General features: G+C 36.3%; 20 protein-coding genes. 15 read left to right on the top strand and 5 right to left on the bottom strand.

Annotated elements, in window-relative coordinates; genetic code table 11:
- Nucleotides 1-62 precede the first annotated feature (62 nt).
- Entirely contained in the window at nt 63-779 is a 717-nt protein-coding gene (locus AB9L17_RS25035; RefSeq protein WP_223553692.1) for a DUF554 domain-containing protein, read from the top strand.
- On the opposite strand, the gene yyaC is transcribed toward AB9L17_RS25035, so the two are convergent.
- Nucleotides 696-1,328, bottom strand: a complete 633-nt coding sequence (gene yyaC, locus AB9L17_RS25030; protein ID WP_068985812.1) for a spore protease YyaC — start codon at nt 1,326-1,328, stop codon at nt 696-698. The two genes, AB9L17_RS25035 and yyaC, sit on opposite strands and share 84 nt — an antisense overlap.
- Before the next feature lie 93 nt (nt 1,329-1,421).
- Between yyaC and AB9L17_RS25025 the strand changes: the two genes are divergently transcribed.
- The 4 genes from AB9L17_RS25025 (at nt 1,422) to AB9L17_RS25010 (ending at nt 5,221) form a co-directional block, all read left to right on the top strand.
- Nucleotides 1,422-2,306 carry a mechanosensitive ion channel family protein gene (locus tag AB9L17_RS25025; protein WP_068985811.1) on the top strand — a complete coding sequence of 295 codons (885 nt, stop codon included), beginning with the start codon at nt 1,422-1,424 and terminating at the stop codon, nt 2,304-2,306.
- A gap of 1 nt (nt 2,307) precedes the next feature.
- Nucleotides 2,308-2,508: a DUF951 domain-containing protein gene (locus tag AB9L17_RS25020; RefSeq protein WP_068985810.1), complete on the top strand. Its 201-nt coding sequence runs from the start codon at nt 2,308-2,310 to the stop codon at nt 2,506-2,508.
- 483 nt (nt 2,509-2,991) lie between these two features.
- Nucleotides 2,992-4,092, top strand: a complete 1,101-nt coding sequence (ychF, locus tag AB9L17_RS25015; RefSeq protein WP_068985809.1) for a redox-regulated ATPase YchF — start codon at nt 2,992-2,994, stop codon at nt 4,090-4,092.
- A gap of 88 nt (nt 4,093-4,180) precedes the next feature.
- The gene (locus AB9L17_RS25010) at nt 4,181-5,221 is read left to right on the top strand and encodes an acyl-CoA dehydrogenase (RefSeq protein WP_375199910.1); all 1,041 of its coding nucleotides are present in this window, start codon (nt 4,181-4,183) and stop codon (nt 5,219-5,221) included.
- Nucleotides 5,222-5,297: 76 nt separating this feature from the next.
- On the opposite strand, the gene AB9L17_RS25005 is transcribed toward AB9L17_RS25010, so the two are convergent.
- A complete protein-coding gene (locus AB9L17_RS25005; RefSeq protein ID WP_068985807.1) occupies nt 5,298-5,861 on the bottom strand; it encodes a DUF3267 domain-containing protein in 564 nt (187 codons plus the stop codon).
- A gap of 173 nt (nt 5,862-6,034) precedes the next feature.
- Here AB9L17_RS25005 and rpsF point away from each other — a divergent pair, with 173 nt between their 5' ends.
- From rpsF to AB9L17_RS24980, 5 genes are all read left to right on the top strand, one after another.
- Nucleotides 6,035-6,322 (top strand): 30S ribosomal protein S6, encoded by a 288-nt coding sequence (gene rpsF, locus AB9L17_RS25000; RefSeq protein WP_068985806.1) that lies wholly within the window; start codon nt 6,035-6,037, stop codon nt 6,320-6,322.
- Nucleotides 6,323-6,366: 44 nt separating this feature from the next.
- Nucleotides 6,367-6,936: a single-stranded DNA-binding protein gene (gene ssb, locus AB9L17_RS24995; protein WP_068985805.1), complete on the top strand. Its 570-nt coding sequence runs from the start codon at nt 6,367-6,369 to the stop codon at nt 6,934-6,936.
- Nucleotides 6,937-6,974: 38 nt separating this feature from the next.
- Nucleotides 6,975-7,211 carry a 30S ribosomal protein S18 gene (gene rpsR / locus AB9L17_RS24990; protein WP_012296211.1) on the top strand — a complete coding sequence of 79 codons (237 nt, stop codon included), beginning with the start codon at nt 6,975-6,977 and terminating at the stop codon, nt 7,209-7,211.
- 167 nt (nt 7,212-7,378) lie between these two features.
- Entirely contained in the window at nt 7,379-7,558 is a 180-nt protein-coding gene (locus AB9L17_RS24985; RefSeq protein ID WP_068985804.1) for a hypothetical protein, read from the top strand.
- A 57-nt stretch (nt 7,559-7,615) separates the two neighbouring features.
- Entirely contained in the window at nt 7,616-7,918 is a 303-nt protein-coding gene (locus tag AB9L17_RS24980) for a site-specific integrase (RefSeq protein ID WP_068985803.1), read from the top strand.
- 108 nt (nt 7,919-8,026) lie between these two features.
- Here the strand turns inward: AB9L17_RS24980 and AB9L17_RS24975 are convergent, their stop codons facing one another.
- From AB9L17_RS24975 to AB9L17_RS24965, 3 genes are all read right to left on the bottom strand, one after another.
- Nucleotides 8,027-9,307 (bottom strand): hypothetical protein, encoded by a 1,281-nt coding sequence (locus AB9L17_RS24975; protein ID WP_223553699.1) that lies wholly within the window; start codon nt 9,305-9,307, stop codon nt 8,027-8,029.
- Nucleotides 9,308-9,454: 147 nt separating this feature from the next.
- Nucleotides 9,455-10,513 (bottom strand): sensor histidine kinase, encoded by a 1,059-nt coding sequence (locus AB9L17_RS24970; RefSeq protein ID WP_068985802.1) that lies wholly within the window; start codon nt 10,511-10,513, stop codon nt 9,455-9,457.
- Nucleotides 10,510-11,223, bottom strand: a complete 714-nt coding sequence (locus AB9L17_RS24965) for a response regulator transcription factor (RefSeq protein ID WP_068985801.1) — start codon at nt 11,221-11,223, stop codon at nt 10,510-10,512. Before AB9L17_RS24965 ends, AB9L17_RS24970 begins: the two co-directional genes overlap by 4 nt.
- A gap of 1,751 nt (nt 11,224-12,974) precedes the next feature.
- On the opposite strand from AB9L17_RS24965, the gene AB9L17_RS24960 reads away from it, so the two are divergent.
- The 5 genes from AB9L17_RS24960 (at nt 12,975) to AB9L17_RS24940 (ending at nt 19,321) form a co-directional block, all read left to right on the top strand.
- Nucleotides 12,975-13,916 (top strand): YybS family protein, encoded by a 942-nt coding sequence (locus tag AB9L17_RS24960; RefSeq protein ID WP_223553701.1) that lies wholly within the window; start codon nt 12,975-12,977, stop codon nt 13,914-13,916.
- Nucleotides 13,917-13,928: 12 nt separating this feature from the next.
- Nucleotides 13,929-15,902, top strand: a complete 1,974-nt coding sequence (locus AB9L17_RS24955; protein ID WP_223553703.1) for a DHH family phosphoesterase — start codon at nt 13,929-13,931, stop codon at nt 15,900-15,902.
- Nucleotides 15,899-16,345 (top strand): 50S ribosomal protein L9, encoded by a 447-nt coding sequence (gene rplI, locus AB9L17_RS24950; protein WP_068985798.1) that lies wholly within the window; start codon nt 15,899-15,901, stop codon nt 16,343-16,345. The genes AB9L17_RS24955 and rplI overlap by 4 nt, the downstream gene beginning before the upstream one ends.
- A 13-nt stretch (nt 16,346-16,358) precedes the next feature.
- Nucleotides 16,359-17,720: a replicative DNA helicase gene (gene dnaB, locus AB9L17_RS24945; protein ID WP_068985797.1), complete on the top strand. Its 1,362-nt coding sequence runs from the start codon at nt 16,359-16,361 to the stop codon at nt 17,718-17,720.
- Between the two features lie 311 nt (nt 17,721-18,031).
- The gene (locus AB9L17_RS24940; RefSeq protein WP_375199909.1) at nt 18,032-19,321 is read left to right on the top strand and encodes an adenylosuccinate synthase; all 1,290 of its coding nucleotides are present in this window, start codon (nt 18,032-18,034) and stop codon (nt 19,319-19,321) included.
- The last annotated feature ends 119 nt before the right edge of the window (nt 19,322-19,440 follow it).

Here is a 19,440-nt window from a genome sequence, read left to right as displayed (position 1 = left end):
GTAATCAGAGCGCCGAGCTAAAAGGCGCTCTCTATTTTTCTAGAGAGGAGGAAGGATAGGCCATGGTATTACTAGGGACATTAATTAATGCTTTACTCATTATAGCAGGTGCATTAGTAGGGCGAATTTTCAAAAATATTCCTGAATCAATGAAATCTACTGTATTATCGATTATCGGTTTAGCAGTTGCACTTTTAGGGATTAAAATGGGCTTTGAAAGTGATAATTTTATTATTTTGGTGATAAGTTTAGTTGTAGGTACAGTCATTGGTGAATGGTTAGATTTAGATAAGCAAATGAATAAACTTGGACAATGGGTAGAATCTTTATTCAGCAAAAAGCGGACTGATAATAATCAAATTAATATTGCAGAGGGCTTTGTAACAGCCTCACTAATATTCGTAGTTGGCTCTATGGCTGTAATAGGTGCACTCGATAGTGGTCTACGCAATGATCATAATGTGCTTATTACGAAAGGATTGATCGATGGATTTACATCGATAATTTTAGCATCTACATTAGGCATTGGCGTGTTGCTGTCCTCTATACCTGTATTTATATATCAAGGATTGATTGCACTCTTTGCAGGTGCCATTAGCTCTTTTATACCAGATAGGGCATTACAAATGTTTATTACAGAAATGACTGCTGTAGGCGGTGTTATGATTTTTGCCATCGGTTTAAATATAGCGGGCTTAACTAAGATCAAGGCTGCTAACTTGTTGCCAGGTATCGTTGTTGTCGGTGTTACGGTTGCTATCCTCTATACTTTTCAGTGAGTACCGATGTACAGCGAGTAATAGAGCTCTTGAAAGCTTTTCAGCCATTGCATAGGAAATATGCAGTCTTGTATTTTGTAGAACAAGCATTTCCATAAAGCCTCCAATATTGACTATCCCCTTAACAGAAATGTCACCGATTGGAGGTAATTGTTTTTTTACAGCTTTTCCTGGAAAAATAGGTCCATTTTGCACAGAAATATGTCCAACATTTTGTTCACTTCCAAGACATGCATCAATCGCAATAATGAAAGGTTTTATAGTATGATTGTGTAGCTGTTGCATAGTAGTGTCTAAATTAAGAGCATGCAAAGGATCTTCTAAAGAACCTACAACTTCATATGGAAAGCTAACAGACTTTTTTAGGAAGCTACCTGTTAATGGGCCGAGTGTATCACCTGTACAACGGTCACTTCCAATACAACAGAAAATAAGGCGTTCATGATGAAAGGGTATATGTTCTAAAAATAATGTACTTAACTGCCAAACGGCATTTTTACTTTCATGATGAAGAGTATAAGGGAGTAATAATTTTGGTATAGTATTCATAAAAAAACTCACTTTCCTTTTTATTTGTAAGAAGCGCTCGATTTTTATGCAGTATACGCAAATTTTTAGCAAGTTATTCAAGAGGTGGTATTAATGGATTACTTTAACGAAAAGGTATTGAAGAAATTTTGGGATACGGTGATGTCAGAGGAGTTTTGGGAAAATATAATAAATGCTTCAATTAAAATTACGCTTATTTTGATAGCATCGTGGCTAGCCGTACGATTAGGTAAAAAATTTATTAAAAAAGTGTTTTTAATACGAATGAGTTCACCGTTAAACCACTCAGAACGTCGACAAAAGACAATTGCCAGATTATTACAAAGTGTCATCTCCTATGTCGTTTATTTTTCAGCAATCATTGCTATTCTTTCTATCTTACATATTAAGGTAGCGGGATTATTAGCTGGAGCAGGGATTGTCGGTTTAGCAGTCGGTTTTGGTGCACAGAGTTTAGTTAAGGATGTCATTACGGGATTCTTTATTATTTTTGAAGATCAGTTTGGTGTAGGTGATTATATAAAAATAAATGCAGCAGAAGGAACTGTTGTAGAAATCGGTTTACGAACAACAAAGATTAATGGTGCTACCGGTGAGCAGTTTATTATTCCAAATGGTTCGATTGGCGAGGTTGTCAATTATTCTATAAATAATTCTAAAATCTTTATAGATTTACAAATGATGACGGATGCAGACTTTGAAAAGGCAGAAGCTATTGTTAAAAAGTATTTAGCAACTCTACCAGATATTCATAAAGAGCTTGTATCAGTACCAGTCTTTTTAGGTGTACAAAGTGTTAAGGGTACAGAGGTAACTATTCGTATAGTCGCAGAAACATTGGCACAGCAACAATACGGTGTGGCGCGTGCAATTCGTCGTGATGTTACTAGACTCTTTGAAGAACATAATATTCCAATGGCTCATCCGAAAATGATGTTGTATGGTGTTAATGGGAAAGAAGAGGGGAGAAGTGAATAAGATGGAAGCTAAAAAGTTCAGTCTCAATGATATTGTCGAAATGAAAAAGCAACATCCATGTGGCACAAATAAGTGGAAAATTATTCGTATGGGGGCAGATGTACGTATTAAATGTGAAGGCTGTCAGCATAGTGTGATGATTCCACGCCGTGAATTTGAGAAAAAAATGAAAAAGATATTAGATTCCTCTAGTGAAGACTAACTTTTATCTTCATTCAGCAAATGTTTTGTAGCGAAAGTGAAACATCAGTTACAGAAGATTCCCATCTCAGAAGGTGGTGAGATGAATGCGTCGCATGTGGTTCCTTTTCAGTGGGTGTTCAAACACCTGTACCTGTCGCTACGCTTTCGGACAAAAGACACTTGCTGAAATAGGGGAACTCAGTCTAAGAACGCCATGAGCGACAGCAACAACACACGACTAAGTGACCAACATCACGTTGGCCCAAAGCCTCCGGATGATGTCACGGATTATGAAAGGAATGAATTGTGCGGTCAATTCAAAATCCGGACGCAATTACACCAAGGCGAAATAGATGTGTATTAGACTTTTTATGAGTGAATCAATATAATAGATAGGGTTATACAGTGATTAATCAGTGGGGAATTTCTGTACCCTCATAGTATCCGTTAGTACGGGAGATAAGAGCAAATTTGAACAGATATAGAAAGGTTGTGTCCATTTATGGCATTAACAGCTGGAATCGTTGGTTTACCTAACGTTGGAAAATCAACATTATTTAACGCAATTACAAAAGCGGGCGCATTGGCTGCAAACTATCCATTCGCAACAATCGATCCGAACGTCGGTATTGTTGAAGTACCAGATGCACGTTTAGATAAATTAACAGAATTAGTAACACCTAAAAAAACAGTACCAACAGCATTTGAGTTCACAGATATTGCTGGGATCGTAAAAGGCGCTTCAAAGGGTGAAGGGTTAGGGAACAAATTCCTTGCTCACATTCGTGAAGTTGATGCAATTTGCCAAGTTGTACGTTGTTTTGTTGATGAAAATATTACGCACGTATCAGGTGGAGTAGATCCAATTGACGATATTGAAGTCATTAATTTAGAGCTTGCACTTGCTGATTTAGAATCGGTTGATAAGCGATTACAACGTGTTGGCAAAATGGCAAAGCAAAAAGACAAAGAAGCAATGATTGAAGAACCAATTCTTGTAAAAGTTAAAGAACAATTGGAAAACGGTCGACCAGCACGTGCTGCAGAGCTTTCAGAAGACGAGCTAAAGGTTATTAAAGGACTTCATCTTTTAACAATTAAACCTATGCTTTATGTGGCGAACGTTTCAGAAGATGAAGTAGCTGACGCAGATAATAATGAGTATGTACAAAAGGTACGTGAGTATGCAGCTGCTGAAGGGGCTCAAGTTATCACAATTTGTGCAAAAATCGAAGAAGAAATTTCTGAGCTGGATGATGAAGAAAAAGCAATGTTCTTAGAAGAACTAGGCATTAAAGAATCTGGTTTAGATCAATTAATCCGTACTTCATATGATTTACTAGGACTAGCAACATATTTCACTGCTGGGGTACAAGAAGTACGTGCATGGACATTCCGTAAAGGCATGAAGGCACCACAATGTGCTGGAGTCATTCATACAGACTTTGAACGTGGATTTATCCGTGCGGAAACAGTTGCTTTCGATGATTTAGTTGAAGCTGGATCTCAACCTGCTGCTAAAGAAGCTGGTAAAGTACGTCTTGAAGGTAAAGAATATGTAGTGCAAGACGGCGATATTATGTTATTCCGTTTCAATGTATAAAAAATGTGCAGGGCAATCATAGGAAGATTGCCCTTTTTTTGTCTATATAGTTATCTGAATTTTCAATCCTTAAGGGGGTAGTTATAGTATGAAAATAGTACAAATAAAAGAACGTGGTTTAGAAATTGAAGAGCTAGGTAGATTGCCAGAAGATGTGTTAGAGGTCATTTATGAGCACCAATTGTTTAAGTTATTCACAGCAAAGGAATTAGGAGGTAAGGATTTAGATTTACTAGAGGGTATGAAAGTATTTCAACAAATGTCAGCACTCGATGGGAATTTTGGATGGCTTGTCACAATCGGTACAGGTGGTAATGCATTTATTCCAACATTAAACCAAGCTGCTTGTGAAAAAATCTATTCACCAAGAAATGCAGTAATAGCAGGCAGTGGTTATCCTACAGGAACAGCAAAAAAAATGGATGGAGGCTATAGTGTTACAGGGCAGTGGAAGTATTGTAGTGGCGCAGATTATGCTACAACTTTTACAATGAATTGCTTTGTCGAACATGACGGTGTTAGGACAGATGAAATAATTAGTTGCTCAGTGGAGCGTGACCAGGTAGAGGTTCTTAACGATTGGCGGGCAATGGGCTTAAAAGCAACAGCTAGTCATACAATTCGTGTGCAAAGTACTTGGGTACCACAAGAGGCAACATTTCAATTAGGCATAATTAAAAACAAGTATGAAAGTGCAGTACATAGTTTTCCATTTGGCGCATTTGCGGAAGCTTCTTTTTTAAGCGTTTGTCTTGGGATAACAGAAAATTTCTTAGAAGAGACGTCTATATTAGTGAAGCAAAGAAATCATGATCCAAACCGTACTGAACGTATGGGGGCATTACAATTTTTATTGATGCAGCAACAGAAGCACTTTAGACAGCTTGAAGAGCAATTTTATTCAATATTGAGTGAGTACTGGAAAAAACATCAAGAAGGTCATAAGCTAGCTGAGGAAGAACTACAACAGTTTTCACGACTGAGTAAAGATATCGCTGCAGCATGTGTAGATATTGCTAATAACTTAATACGCAGACTTGGTATGGATGCAATTACGGAAACCTCTTCGATCAATCGTATTTGGAGAAATTTATATACAGCTGCACAGCATGGTTTTTTAACCCCATAAATGTATGTAAAAAAATAGAATCTGCTTGGAGCCAAGCAGATTCTATTTGGAAAACGTATCAAAAGTGTTTTCTAATCTAAGTTATTTTTTTCTCAGGCATATATACATAAAGCTTAGGAAATTGAGGGTCATCCTGTATTAACGCGTTTTTTGGATATTTGCGTAATTCTTTATACATGGCAAAATCACCGACTGCTCCAGCTATTAAAAAAGCACCCACTACTACTAAAACAGTACTGTTAAAGTAGAAACCAGCAATTGTCGGAAGGACGCCAGTCGTCCAGAATGGAAGTAATAAAGCTTTTTTCATTGTATGGTTTGGTAATGGTTGTTCAGTTGTTGCGTACGCTACGCCAAGCTCTAAATTAAGACCATATTTTAATGATTTAAAGGGCACGCCTCCAAAGACCATAAAGCCAATTAAATGAAAGGCTTCATGCAATATAATGAGAACAATATACAGGATGGCAAAGAGTATGACCCCACTAATCATACTCCAAAATGAAAAATCAAAATCTTTAAAGCAAATATATTGGATCGCTACAAATAATATGACAAGTCCACTTGTGATAACAATATTGTCCATCATTAGTTTTTTTATATCTAACTCTATTACGATTGGTTCTGTATCTAGTGACATGAAGATTCTCCTTTCATAAATCTATTATTTTTATTATATAGAATGAATTCTTTGTTTGCGACTTGAAAGAAAAGTACCTATATGTTACAATTCATTGATGTGAGTAATAATTATTACTTGCTCCTTGCTCCCTGTATACAGGAGAGCCTAAGTCCATAAGGAGGTGTAAACAGATGAGAAAATACGAATTAATGTACATCGTACGTCCGAACATTGAAGACGAAGCGAAGAAAGCTTTAGTTGAACGTTTCAACGAAATCTTAACTTCTAACGGTGCAGAAGTCATCGAATCAAAAGAGTGGGGCAAACGCCGCTTAGCTTATGAAATTCAAGACTTCCGCGAAGGTTTCTACCAAATCGTGAAAGTAAACGCTACTTCAGATGCAATTAACGAATACACACGTCTTGCTAACATCAGCGAAGATATCATTCGTCACATTGCGGTTCGCCAAGAAGCGTAATCATTTATTTTTAACAAAATGCTGAAAAGGAGGTTGCATTTCTGATGATAAACCGTGTTGTATTAGTTGGAAGACTAACAAAAGATCCTGAGCTGCGCTATACGCCGAATGGTGTTGCGTCTACAAGATTTACAGTTGCTGTGAATCGAACATTCTCAAACCAACAAGGCGATCGCGAAGCTGATTTCATTAGCTGTGTTGCTTGGCGCAAACAGGCTGAAAACCTTGCGAACTTCATGCGAAAAGGAAGTTTAATTGGAGTGGAAGGCCGCATTCAAACAGGCAGTTATGAAGGACAAGATGGTAAGCGAGTATACACAACAGATGTAGTGGCAGATAGCGTACAGTTTTTAGAACCTCGTAATGGTGGCGGTGCTCCTGCATCACCTCAATACGGTGGACAGACTTACGGTAATAACCAACCGTCATATGGCGGTGGTCAACCACAACAACAATTTGGTGGTGCTATGCCAGGGCAGGGTTCATTTGGCGGCGATGCTTATCAGCAAAATCAACCACCTATGAATCAGCCGAATTATACACGTGTAGATGAGGATCCATTTGCTAATAGCAAAGGACCGATAGAAGTATCCGAGGATGATTTACCGTTCTAATACTTCTAAAATAAAAAATGATAAGGAGGAGACACACTATGGCACCACGTCGCGGAGGCCGCAAACGCCGTAAAGTTTGCTACTTCACTGCTAATAACATTACGCATATCGACTATAAAGATGTGGATTTATTAAAAAAATTCATCTCTGAGCGCGGTAAAATCTTACCACGTCGCGTAACTGGCACTAGCGCTAAGTACCAACGTAAATTAACTTCAGCTATCAAAGTATCTCGTATCATGGGATTACTTCCATTCGTTGCAGAAGATAAATAAAAATAACAAAAATACAACAAGGCTTAATTAGTCCTTGTTGTATTTTTTTTGTTTTTATTTGAGGGTTTAAGTGCTAAGAATTGGCTCATCACCAAAAGTTGTGGATGACATTTGTTAAAACATATACTATATAAATAAGTTGATTGGAGTGGAGGCTGGGTGACTCCTTGGGGATCAGCGTCACAGATGAGACCCTGGAGCGAGCAACGCGAGTGAAGCGGCTCATCGGACGCCCCCAGGAAGCTCTGCTCTGCGCGAAAGCGAAGCGTCAGCGGCAAAGCGCCCAGTCGGAACGGAAATCAACCACACGTTTTGGTGATGAACCTAAGAATTGGATAATTTTATAAAATATTATAATTTAATATTTAGGAATATACGTTCTTATTTTAAGGGGTAATTAAAATATGAAGATTATTTCAGAGGTCTTGGATCTTACGAATACTTTAGAGCAAAAAGGACTGTCACCAAATACTGTGGAAAGCTACTTAGAAGATTTAAAAATTTTTTATTTATGGCTTGAACAGGAAAAATTAAAGTTTTATGAAGTAAATCCATCAGACACACCAAACTTTATTGAGTTTATTGATAATCGGAAAGCTATTGGCAAAGTTTCTACTGCAACACTAAATCGTTACTTAGCAACAGTTAGTTCATTTTATAGGCATATTGAAGTTATTGGTGATTTGTTGAGTAATCACCACTTGTAAAGATAAAAGGTTACTATCCTAATGAAAATTTAAACAAAACCCACAGAGAACAAGAATGTTTTCTGTGGGTTTTGTTTAGTCCAAAGGAGCTCGGTTTGATCGATTTTATCATTCTAATACATCTGAGCGAATTAATTTTAAATCATCCGTTTTAATTGCACCTGTTGAAGTAGATGATACTTTTACTTTTGTAGATGTATCCCAATAATGGCCACCTTGCCAGAACTGCGCGAAAGGTGATTTTACTGTTTTGTTTACAATTCCAGTAGCTACTGAACCTGGTTTTAATGTATATTCAGCAGTAACTTGATATAATGCAGCTGTAATGGAACGATCTGATTCGTTAGTAAGACTAAACTTACGGGAAACTGTTTGTTCTTCACTTAATGAGATACTTGTACCAAATGTACTTTGGAACTCATAACTTGCTCCAATTTCGAAAACATCTTCAATACCCACACCTGCATTTACACCTACTGTGTGAGCAAATGATTGTGATTGTTCATTTGTCATGCCTGTTTTGATGTCAAATGTTACTTCATATCCTGTATTTTTAGCTGGAATAGATGCTGATCCACCAGGAACTTTCTTCAGGTATTTCTTTTCCGTTAATACAGCATCTTTTAGTGGATTAAATGGTGTTTTCGCTGAATAACCAATTGTTACAGCCTTTTCAGCGCCCCAATTATTGTCACCCCAAATAACTTGGATTCCAAGCTCATCTAAACTTTTCTTTCCGAATTCCTCTAGAATGGCTCTTTTTAATCCACCTTCACCTTGGAAAAATTCTGGTAACCAAAATGAATCTTCAGCTTCACTTTTTTCGTAGTATTTAGATTGTAATATTTTTTGCACATCGGGATCATTTGGATCTTGTGCATATCGAGTTTGGAAAAAGTTTTCTAATGTTTCCAGAACAAGGCCTTTTACAAAAGATTCTCCATAAGTACTTCCAAAGTATTCTTCAATTTGAGACGGGCTATATCCCATGAATTGTAAATCGTAATAAAATCTAGGTGGTGGATCCATATGTTTTAGCTCTTTATTTCTCCAATCCTCAATAATTTTATTGCCATTTACATAAGAATAATCTAAATATAGATATTCAAGTGGTTTTGCTTCCTTAATATGAGGTGGTGTCACAGATGGAAAATTCGCTTTAATAATATGATTGTTGATATAATTTGGATCAAACTCTTGGTTTACATTGGAATTCTCTTCTGATACCTGTCCCTCTTTAAGATTTAAAGACTGATTTTCTTTTTCAACAGAAGTAATTGCACTAGAATCTGAAGGTAATGTGCTTGCTTCGGCCTTTAAAGAAAAAACAGGACTTGCTAAAACAGCAAATGCTAGTGCTGTGGGAATCACTTTTTTCTTATGAATCATATAATTTCTTCCTTTCTTTCCTTCCTTGCTTTTAAGTACCGTACATTGCTTATACTTTTTTCATACGGACTAAAATGTCATATTTATATATTAATATCAAAGTATAACAATTCCCTTTCGTAAATGTTACAAAAGTCTTTCATAATCTTATTTCTTTTCTGATGTAACGGGAATAGTAAACCAAAATTCACATCCCTGTTTCCCATCTTGACGATCTTGAACACCAATTTGTCCTTTATGCATTTCAACTAGCGATTTTGCAATGGCTAAACCAAGTCCAGAACCTCCAGATTGTGAGCTTCTTGATGGGTCTGTTCTGAAAAAGCGTTCAAATATACGTAATTGATCATCGGAGGAAATACCTTCTCCTTCATCACGCAAGGTGAATTGAACTTGCTGCTTCTGTTTATTTTCCTCAACAATTAATTCGATAGCTCCACATGTAGGAGAATGCCGAATCGCGTTATGCAACAAATTATTGATAACTCGTGCTATTTTACATGGCATAATCCAAAGTCGTGGTAATGTCTCAGAAACGTACAATTGTAAATCAATCTCTTTATCTTGCAATAAGATGGCATGTGAATCTATTACTTTTAATAGAATACTATCTACATGTATTAAACTAGGATTAAAAACTTCTTGTCCAAGTTCTAACTTAGAAAGGTCAAACAAATTATTAATTAATCCGCTTAATCGTTGTATATCATTTAGGATTGTCGTTAAATATTGTTGTTTCATATCAGGGTCTTCAATTAAACCATCTTGTAATGCCTCTACCATCAATTGTATGCTAGCCATAGGAGTTCGTAGGTCATGGGAAATATTCGCAATCAGCTCTGTACGTGCTTTTTCTCCTTTTTCTAACTTAGCAAAGCTTTCGTCTAGTTTTTTGGCCATTTCTCGAAAAGCTTCCGCTAATTCTTTAAACTCTTCTGGTTCTCTCCCTATTATGTACATCGTTCCAAATTGTCTATCACTAAATTGTTTGGTCAAGGCAATTAAATTTTGAATAGACCTCATGATAGGGCGTGTCATTAACCAAAAAATCATCGTAGAAATAATCATTGCTACAATTATAATTACTATTAATAACCGTGTTTGTTCTGGTCTAAGTAACATTTGCCTTTCACTATACCATATAGAAATTACCATAATACCCGTGCTTAATAGATTCATCAATAAAAGTTGATTTCGTAACTTCACTTATCATTTCCTCCATCTGATTCAAAGCAATAACCGATGCCCCAAACTGTGTGAATCCAACGGTTCTTTGTTGCATGCTTCTCCAACTTTTCACGTAAACGACTCATTAATACAGTTACTGTATTTGTACATCCTTCATACTCAAATCCCCAAATTTGTTCAAGAAGTTGAGACCGTGAAAACACCTGTTTAGGATGTTTTGCCATGAGATAAAGCACATCAAACTCTTTCACTGTTAGCTCTATTTCATATTGACAAACAAATACCCGTCTTTTCTTTGGATCAATTTTCAAATCTAGAAACTCTATCAATCCTGATGCAGGCTCTATTCCTTGAATTGTTACTTGACTTCCTCTTCTTAATATAATTTGTACCCTCAATACTAATTCACGAGGTGAAAAGGGTTTTGTTACATAATCATCCGCTCCCATTGTTAATCCTAAAATCCGCTCTCTTTCTTCTCCTCTCGCGGTTAACATAATAATAGGTACATTAGAATGTTGGCGAATTTCCTCACATAGTTCCCATCCATCTTTTTCCGGCATCATTAAATCTAAAATAATTAGATCTGGTTGGTATTGTTGAAATACATTCCATCCTTCTGTTCCGTTCACAGCAGTGTATACTTCATACCCTTCTCTTTCTAAGTACCGTTTACATATCTCTCGTATATTATCTTCATCTTCTATAATTGCAATTCTTGTTTTCATACATTCCGTCTCCTCTGTTCCTTCATTAATAACGAAAGATATCTTTCTTGTATTCACTTATTATATAAGTAGTGAAAATGTACTTCCTAATTGTCAGTCCCATAATTTTATCCACGAATGATATAACATCAATATTCGTAAGTTTATCTTAGTTTATATTCCTTTCATTTTTCTTTCAAAAGTATAACAATCCCCTTTCATAAATATCATGAAAAATTCTCACTTAAGAGGGGGGCTGTGTAGCAATGGAACCAAATCACGCTATAAGCATTAGTGGACATTAGAAGTGATAAAACCGCCATTTTTGTATGGAAATGGTTTGATTTTAGATGCTTTTTTATTCTCTTGAAACAGCAAAATACGATTTTGTGAAAATGATTAAGGACATATTTCACTGAGAATGTCCTATAAGTATCATTAACAGACATCCTAATACACAAAATTGATCTTTCATGTCCGCTAATGCTTAACGTAAGTTTTGATTCCATTGCTACACAAACTCCAAAGGTAGTAAAATAAATAACCGGTTCCTTAACGTACGGGGAATTGGCTAAAATGCGATAAGGTAACCCTTAATATTGCAATTACTGATTCAACTGCTTATTATAATTTACCAAAAATAAATATGATTGGTGCGCAACTTTTTAATGAGGAAGGTTATTTTATTGATATAAAATATGGAATTGAAGAAGTTAAAGAAGAAATTCAATCAAGCATTTCAGCAATATTGAAAGCCAGCTCAATGATGTAGGGTAATGAACCAGAAAAAAATATCGAACAATTCAGAGAAGATATGTTTCTGATATTATTGTTACTGAAAATAGTCCTCTCTATCGAATTAATTTTGACCTTGAACCTAAGTTTCTAAATCTTCCTAGATTTAACACAACTTTAGTTACTGCTTTTTCTAAAAGAGAACTTACTATCTTTTTCCTCTACAATAAATGCAAAGAGATTGGTTGGAGTGAATTTGTAAAAATGAAGAGAATGTATCATGGGATTACTTCCATTCGTTGCAGAAGATAAATAAGATAGATATAAAGCACAACAAAGGTTGATAAAATCATGTTGTGCTTTTTTATAGTAAAGTTCGTCTAGTTAGATTTGATACAATAATAACTTTTATCTGAGGGAAAGCGATATGTTAACCGTTTGGTCGGAGAATTTGGAATAACTTAATCTCAATCTATATCGGGTGTATTGATTGGGGAAAAATAGGTTTATTATTGAGCGATAAAAGGATCGTTTTGTTGCTATTTCGCTAGTATATTTCCATTTTTAACGGATTGTAGCCCGTAGTGGAAATCAGATTCTATTAATTAATCGGAGTGGATAAAAATCAATACACCTGCCTCTATATATTACCATTTGCCATTATCATAAGAATTGATTACACTTTTAAAGGCATGAAAAACGGAAAATGAAATATGTAATTGAAAAACAAAATGCCATCCTATTACAGAAATGTGCGGATGAAATAAACAATCGACTAAGTGAAAGTAGATTTAATTTATAAACAAAACGGCTTATAATCATTTTGGTTAAAAGCCTTTTTTTATGTGATAAATAGTAATATTAAGTGTTCTTTCGATAAAAAATCTTCTATATAGCTATGTTTTTAACACTTTAGCCAATGGTTTTACAAAATTAATGACAAAGCATACAGTTGTTCTTAGCGTTTTTTGTTCAATAACGTGAAAAAATGGTACAATAAAGGTCAGTAAGTTTGACTGAAAAAAGGAAGGTTTTCAATGCCGAATAATCAAACAAAGGCGCTTGTACAAGGCTCAATGATGGTCGCAATCTTTACGATTCTAATGCTTATTTCTGCATACGTACCAATCATTTTTATAGTAGGTCTAATATTTGCCCCACTACCGATTGCTTGGTATAGCGCAAATTACAAGCGTTCCTCATCAATACTCGTAGCAGTAGTAGGCTGTACCTTAACCACTTTAACGAGTGGTATAACTATGTTACCATTTGCCTTTATTTTGGCGTTAATTGGTGTCGTAATAGGAAATGCAATTTATCTAAAGAAGAGCAAACTTTACCTATTCATGTCATCTGGGATTGCTTTTCTTCTATCAATGACAATAGTCTATGTAGCTTATGTACAATTTGCTGGCATCAACATAATTGACATGAGTTTAGAGATTTTACGCGAAAATTATGAGCAATCAAATGAACTTGCAAAAAATGTGACAGGTCAAGTAGTATTTCAGCCAGAGATAATTGAGGCAATGTTAAAAACTATGGAACTGACAATGCCTGCAACAATAACAATCTCTGCATTTTTCGCAGCATTTATTATCATAACGTTAAATTTACCTGTATTAAAACGTCTTGGTTTAGACGTACCGAAATTTGCACCGTTCCAAAATATGCGTCTACCACGATCTATTCTTTGGTATTACATGATTGTGTTGTGCATTAATTTATTTATGCGTCCAGAATTTGGGTCTACATTAGATGTTATTGTTTTAAATGTTTCTTATGTTTTATGGATGTTATTAATCCTGCAGGGGATTTCCTTTTTACATTATTTCATTTCTAAAAAGGAAATGCCGAACGGTGTTAAATGGATAGCTACTTTGTTAGCCTTACCATTATCATCCTTTATGATATTGCTAGGTATTGTAGATTTAGGTTTCGATTTACGTTCACTTGTGAAGGGGAAAACTAAAGAATAAGGGGCTGATGTAATGGGGACTTTTAGAAAACGACCAATCCGCTATCCGCTTTTTGTTCTTTCCATTTTTGGCATTGTGACGTTCGTGCTTCTATGTATTTGGAATATCGGAGTAGGTATCGGTTATGGAGTAGGGTTTGTTCTAATAATGGCCTATACGTGGAAGGTAGAACAAATTACCTTTGAAGAAACGGAAAAGCATATTGAATCCATCTCCTTCCGCATGAAAAAAGTTGGGGAAGAGGCATTGCTGGAAATGCCAATTGGGATTTTACTTGTTAATGAGCAGTATGAAATAGAATGGTCGAATCCATATATGCAGAGTGTTTTAAATATGGAAAATTTAGTAGGTGAAGGAATCGTAAATATATCTGATGACATCTACGTGCTAATGAAGACCGAGGAGACCAACGAAGATACGATTACGCTTCGTGATCGTAAATATCGAGTTTATTATAAAAAAGAAGAGAATTTGCTATATTTCTTTGATATTACTGAGCAAATAGCCATTGAAAAACAATATTATGCAGATCGTACAGTTATTGCGATTTTATTTGTTGATAACTATGACGAAATTACACAAGCGATGGATGATCAGCCGCGTAGTTTAACGAATACGATGGTGACATCAATTGTTAATGATTGGGCGGCTGAGCAAGGGATATTTGTGAAACGAATATCATCTGATCGTTTTTTAGCTGTATTAAACGAATCCATTTTAATGGAGCTTGAAAAGAAAAAATTTGCTATTTTAGATACCATTCGAGAAAAAACAGCACAAAAAAATACGTCATTAACATTAAGTATTGGTGTTGGCGCAGGATCATCTTCATTAGTAGAACTTGGTGAATTAGCACAGTCAAGTCTAGATCTAGTTTTAGGCCGTGGTGGTGATCAAGTTGCCATTAAGCAACCTACTGGAAAGTTAAAATTCTATGGTGGGAAAACGAATCCGGTTGAGAAACGTACGCGCGTTAGAGCACGTGTTATTTCTCATGCACTACGTGATTTAATTCAAGATAGTGACCAAGTGTTTATCATGGGACATAAAAACCCTGATATGGATTCTATTGGTGCCTCTGTTGGTGTACGTAAAATGGCACAAATGAATGATGTAAAGGGCTATGTCATCATAAATTTTGACGAATTAAATGGCAGTGTAACGCGTTTAATGAATGAAATTGAGAATAAATCGGATTTTTATGAAAATTTCTTAACACCAGAGGAAGCTGCGACAAAAATGACAGAAAAGTCATTGCTCGTTATTGTCGATACACATAAACCGAATTTAGTCATTGATTCACACCTATTGAAGCTAGCTGAAAAAGTTGTAGTGATTGATCACCATCGTAGAAGTGAGGATTTTATAGAAAATCCAATGCTTGTTTATATGGAACCATACGCGTCGTCCACGGCTGAACTTGTGACAGAGTTACTCGAGTATCAACCAAAACGTGCAAAGATTAATATGCTAGAGGCTACTGCATTACTGGCGGGAATTATTGTAGATACGAAGAGTTTTACACTGCGTACAGGAGCCCGTACTTTTGAAGCAGCATCTTATTTACGGACAAATGGTGCAGATACAGTGTTAGTACAGCGATTATTAAAAGAAGATGTCGATACGTATATTGAGCGTTCTAAAATAGTGCAGACTGTTAATTTCGTGAAGCCAGGTATTGCTATTGCTGTAGGTGAGGAAGCAAAAATATATGATTCTGTACTAATTGCGCAAACAGCAGACATTTTACTAACCATGAAGGATGTTGGTGCTTCCTTTGTCATAGCGCATCGTTCAGATGGCAAAATCGGTATAAGTGCAAGATCACTTGGCGAGGTAAACGTACAGCTTATTATGGAAAAACTTGGTGGCGGTGGGCATTTAACGAATGCAGCTTGCCAAATCGAAGCAAATTCCATTGCTGGAGTAAAAAAATATTTAGAAGAGGCCATAAATGAGGTACTCGAAGGGAGTTCTGAATCATGAAAGTAGTATTTTTGAAAGATGTTAAAGGAAAAGGAAAAAAAGGAGAAGTTAAAAATGTAGCAGATGGCTATGCACAAAACTTCTTAATTAAAAATGGCTATGCTGCAGAAGCAAATGCTCAAGCATTAAGTCAATTAGACGGTCAAAAGAAATTAGAGGCTAAAAACGCTGCTGCAGAATTAGCTGAAGCAAAAGCATTAAAAGAAAAATTAGAAGCGTTAACAGTAGAATTAAAAGCAAAATCAGGTGAAGGTGGTCGCCTATTTGGTTCTGTATCTACAAAGCAAATTGCAGAAGCGCTTCAAAAAACGCATGGCATTAAAATTGATAAACGTAAAATGACTTTAATTGATGGAATTCGTGCGCTAGGTTTTACAAATGTACCTGTAAAACTACATCATGAAGTATCTGCAACATTAAAAGTTCATGTAACGGAAGAATAAGGGGCGACAATCCATGAATGAACCGATGATGGACCGCGTCCCACCGCATAACCGGGAAGCGGAGCAATCGGTTATCGGTGCAATTTTTCTTGATCCTCAAGCGTTAATCACTGCATCTGAAATTTTACTAGCAGATGATTTTTATCAGAATGCACATAAGAAAATTTTTGAAACGATGCTACGTTTAAGTGATCAAGGAAAAGCGATAGATGTTGTAACAGTTACTGAAGAATTATCAGCTAAAAAAGAAATTGAGGACGTTGGCGGGCTATCGTATTTACTAGAGCTCGCCAATGCTGTCCCTACGGCCGCTAACGTCGCTCACTATGCGAAAATTGTCGAAGAAAAGGCCCTATTACGTCGCTTAATTCGTGTAGCTACTAAAATAGTAGAAGATGGCTATACACGTGAGGATGAAGTAGAGGCATTACTAGGTGAAGCAGAGAAGAAAATGATGGAGGTAGCCAATCGTAAAAATGCGGGTGACTTTAAGCATGTTAAAGACGTATTGGTAGAAACCTTCGATAACATCGAGAAGCTTCAATCACAAAAGGGAGACGTTACAGGTATTCCGACAGGCTTCCGTGATTTAGACAATATCACAGCTGGCTTCCAGCGCAACGATCTAATTATTGTAGCAGCACGTCCCTCTGTAGGGAAAACGGCCTTTGCATTGAATGTCGCACAAAGTGTTGCCGTTCAAGCACGTGAAAATGTTGCGATTTTCTCCTTAGAGATGGGTGCTGAGCAGCTAGTTATGCGTATGCTTTGTGCAGAAGGAAATATAGATGCACAAGTTTTACGGACAGGTGCTTTAACAACGGAAGATTGGGGTAAACTAACTATGGCAATGGGGAGTTTATCGAATTCCGGTATTTTTATTGATGATACACCAGGTGTACGTATCAATGAAATTAGAGCAAAATGTCGACGTTTAGCACAAGAGCATGGTCTTGGTATGATTTTAATTGATTATTTACAGCTTATTCAAGGTAGTGGTAAACCAGGTGAAAACCGTCAGCAAGAGGTATCTGAAATTTCACGTTCATTAAAAGGATTAGCACGTGAATTAAAGGTTCCAGTTATCGCATTATCACAGTTATCACGTGGCGTTGAGCAACGTCAAGATAAGCGACCAATGATGAGTGACTTACGTGAATCGGGAAGTATTGAGCAAGATGCTGATATTGTTGCCTTCTTATATCGTGATGATTATTACGATAAAGAGTCCGAGAGTAAAAATATGATTGAAATTATTATTGCTAAACAACGTAACGGTCCAACAGGTACGGTTACACTTGCGTTTAAAAAAGAATTCAATAAATTCATTAATGTGGATTGGTCGCAAATGCCGCCACCACCTCCACGTGATTAAATATTTATTTGGTTCATCACCAATAGTTGGAGATGACATTTGTTAAAACGTATGCTATTTATCTTCATTCAGTAGAAGCCCGCTACCTCTAAAGAGGAACTTAACGTCAGCAATTACGCCAAGGTGGAATTAATCTGAATGTTAGATAATATTCATACCATTCTGTCATTAAACACGAACGTTGAATCAAATTATTTGATTTTACGTTCGTGTTTTAACTATTTTTTTGTTGACTAGGCGTTTCTATCATTGTTACAATAATTAACGGCTTGAAAATTGTGATACAAACGTATCTAACGGAGGTGCTGATTATGACATCAGTTGTAGTTGTAGGAACACAGTGGGGAGACGAAGGGAAAGGTAAAATTACAGATTTCCTTTCACAAAAAGCCGAAGCAATCGCTCGTTTTGCAGGTGGCGATAATGCTGGACATACAATTAAATTTGATGGGGAGACTTATAAGCTACATTTAATTCCATCAGGTATTTTTTATAAAGAAAAAACTTCAGTAATCGGAAATGGATTAGTTGTTAATCCGAAGTCATTAGTAACTGAGCTTAGAGGTTTACAAGAGCGTGGTATTGATACGGATAATCTACGTATTTCTAATCGTGCACATGTTATTTTACCTTATCATATCAAACAAGATATCGCTGATGAGGAAAGCCGTGGCGATAAAAAAATTGGTACGACTTGTAAAGGGATTGGGCCTTGCTATCAGGATAAAGTAGCACGTATCGGTATCCGTATGGCTGATTTATTAGACAAAGAAGTATTTGAAGAAAAACTACGTCATAATTTAGCAATTAAAAATAAATTATTCGAGAAATTCTATGAAGTTGAAGGTGTAACATTCGAAGAAATTTTCGAGGAATATTACGGCTATGGGCAAGAAATCGCAAAATATGTAACAGACACATCTAAAATCTTAAATGATGTACTTGATGAGGGCGGCAAAGTGTTATTTGAAGGTGCACAAGGTATTTTACTTGATGTCGATCAAGGTACGTATCCATTTGTAACATCTTCGAATCCTGTTGCCGGAGGTGTAGCGATCGGTGCTGGCGTTGGTCCATCACGCGTTACAAGTGTTATTGGTGTATCTAAAGCCTATACATCTCGTGTTGGTGATGGTCCGCTCCCAACTGAATTATTTGATGAAGTGGGTCAACAAATTCGTGAAGTAGGTCGTGAATATGGTACGACAACAGGTCGCCCACGTCGCGTAGGTTGGTTCGATACAGTAGTAGTCCGTCATTCACGTCGCGTAAGTGGTATTACACATCTTGCACTTAATTCTATTGACGTTTTATCTGGTTTAGAGACAGTGAAAATCTGTACAGCGTATAAATATAAAGATGAAACAATTACGGAGTATCCTGCAAATCTTCATATTATTGAACAATGTGAGCCGATTTATGAAGAGCTACCAGGCTGGTCAGAAGATGTTACAGGTTGCAAAACATTAGAAGAGCTACCTGAGAATGCACGACGCTATGTAGAACGTGTTAGTGAATTAACAGGTATTCAAATTGCTACTTTCTCTGTTGGTCCTGCACGTGAACAAACGAACGTTTTAGTAGACGTTTGGGAAGCATAATAAATGAAAAACACAAAAGGGTGTGCCATATGCGGTACACCCTTTTATGTTTGTGAAAGAAATCATATTCTGTGATAACGCCTACATTTTACCCTGACTAATTATATGAAAATATTATT

Source organism: Lysinibacillus sp. RS11 (assembly GCF_042019215.1).
GTDB lineage: Bacteria > Bacillota > Bacilli > Bacillales_A > Planococcaceae > Lysinibacillus > Lysinibacillus xylanilyticus_A.
Note: the sequence above shows the minus strand (reverse complement) of the source record. Positions and strands in the feature narration are given on the sequence as shown.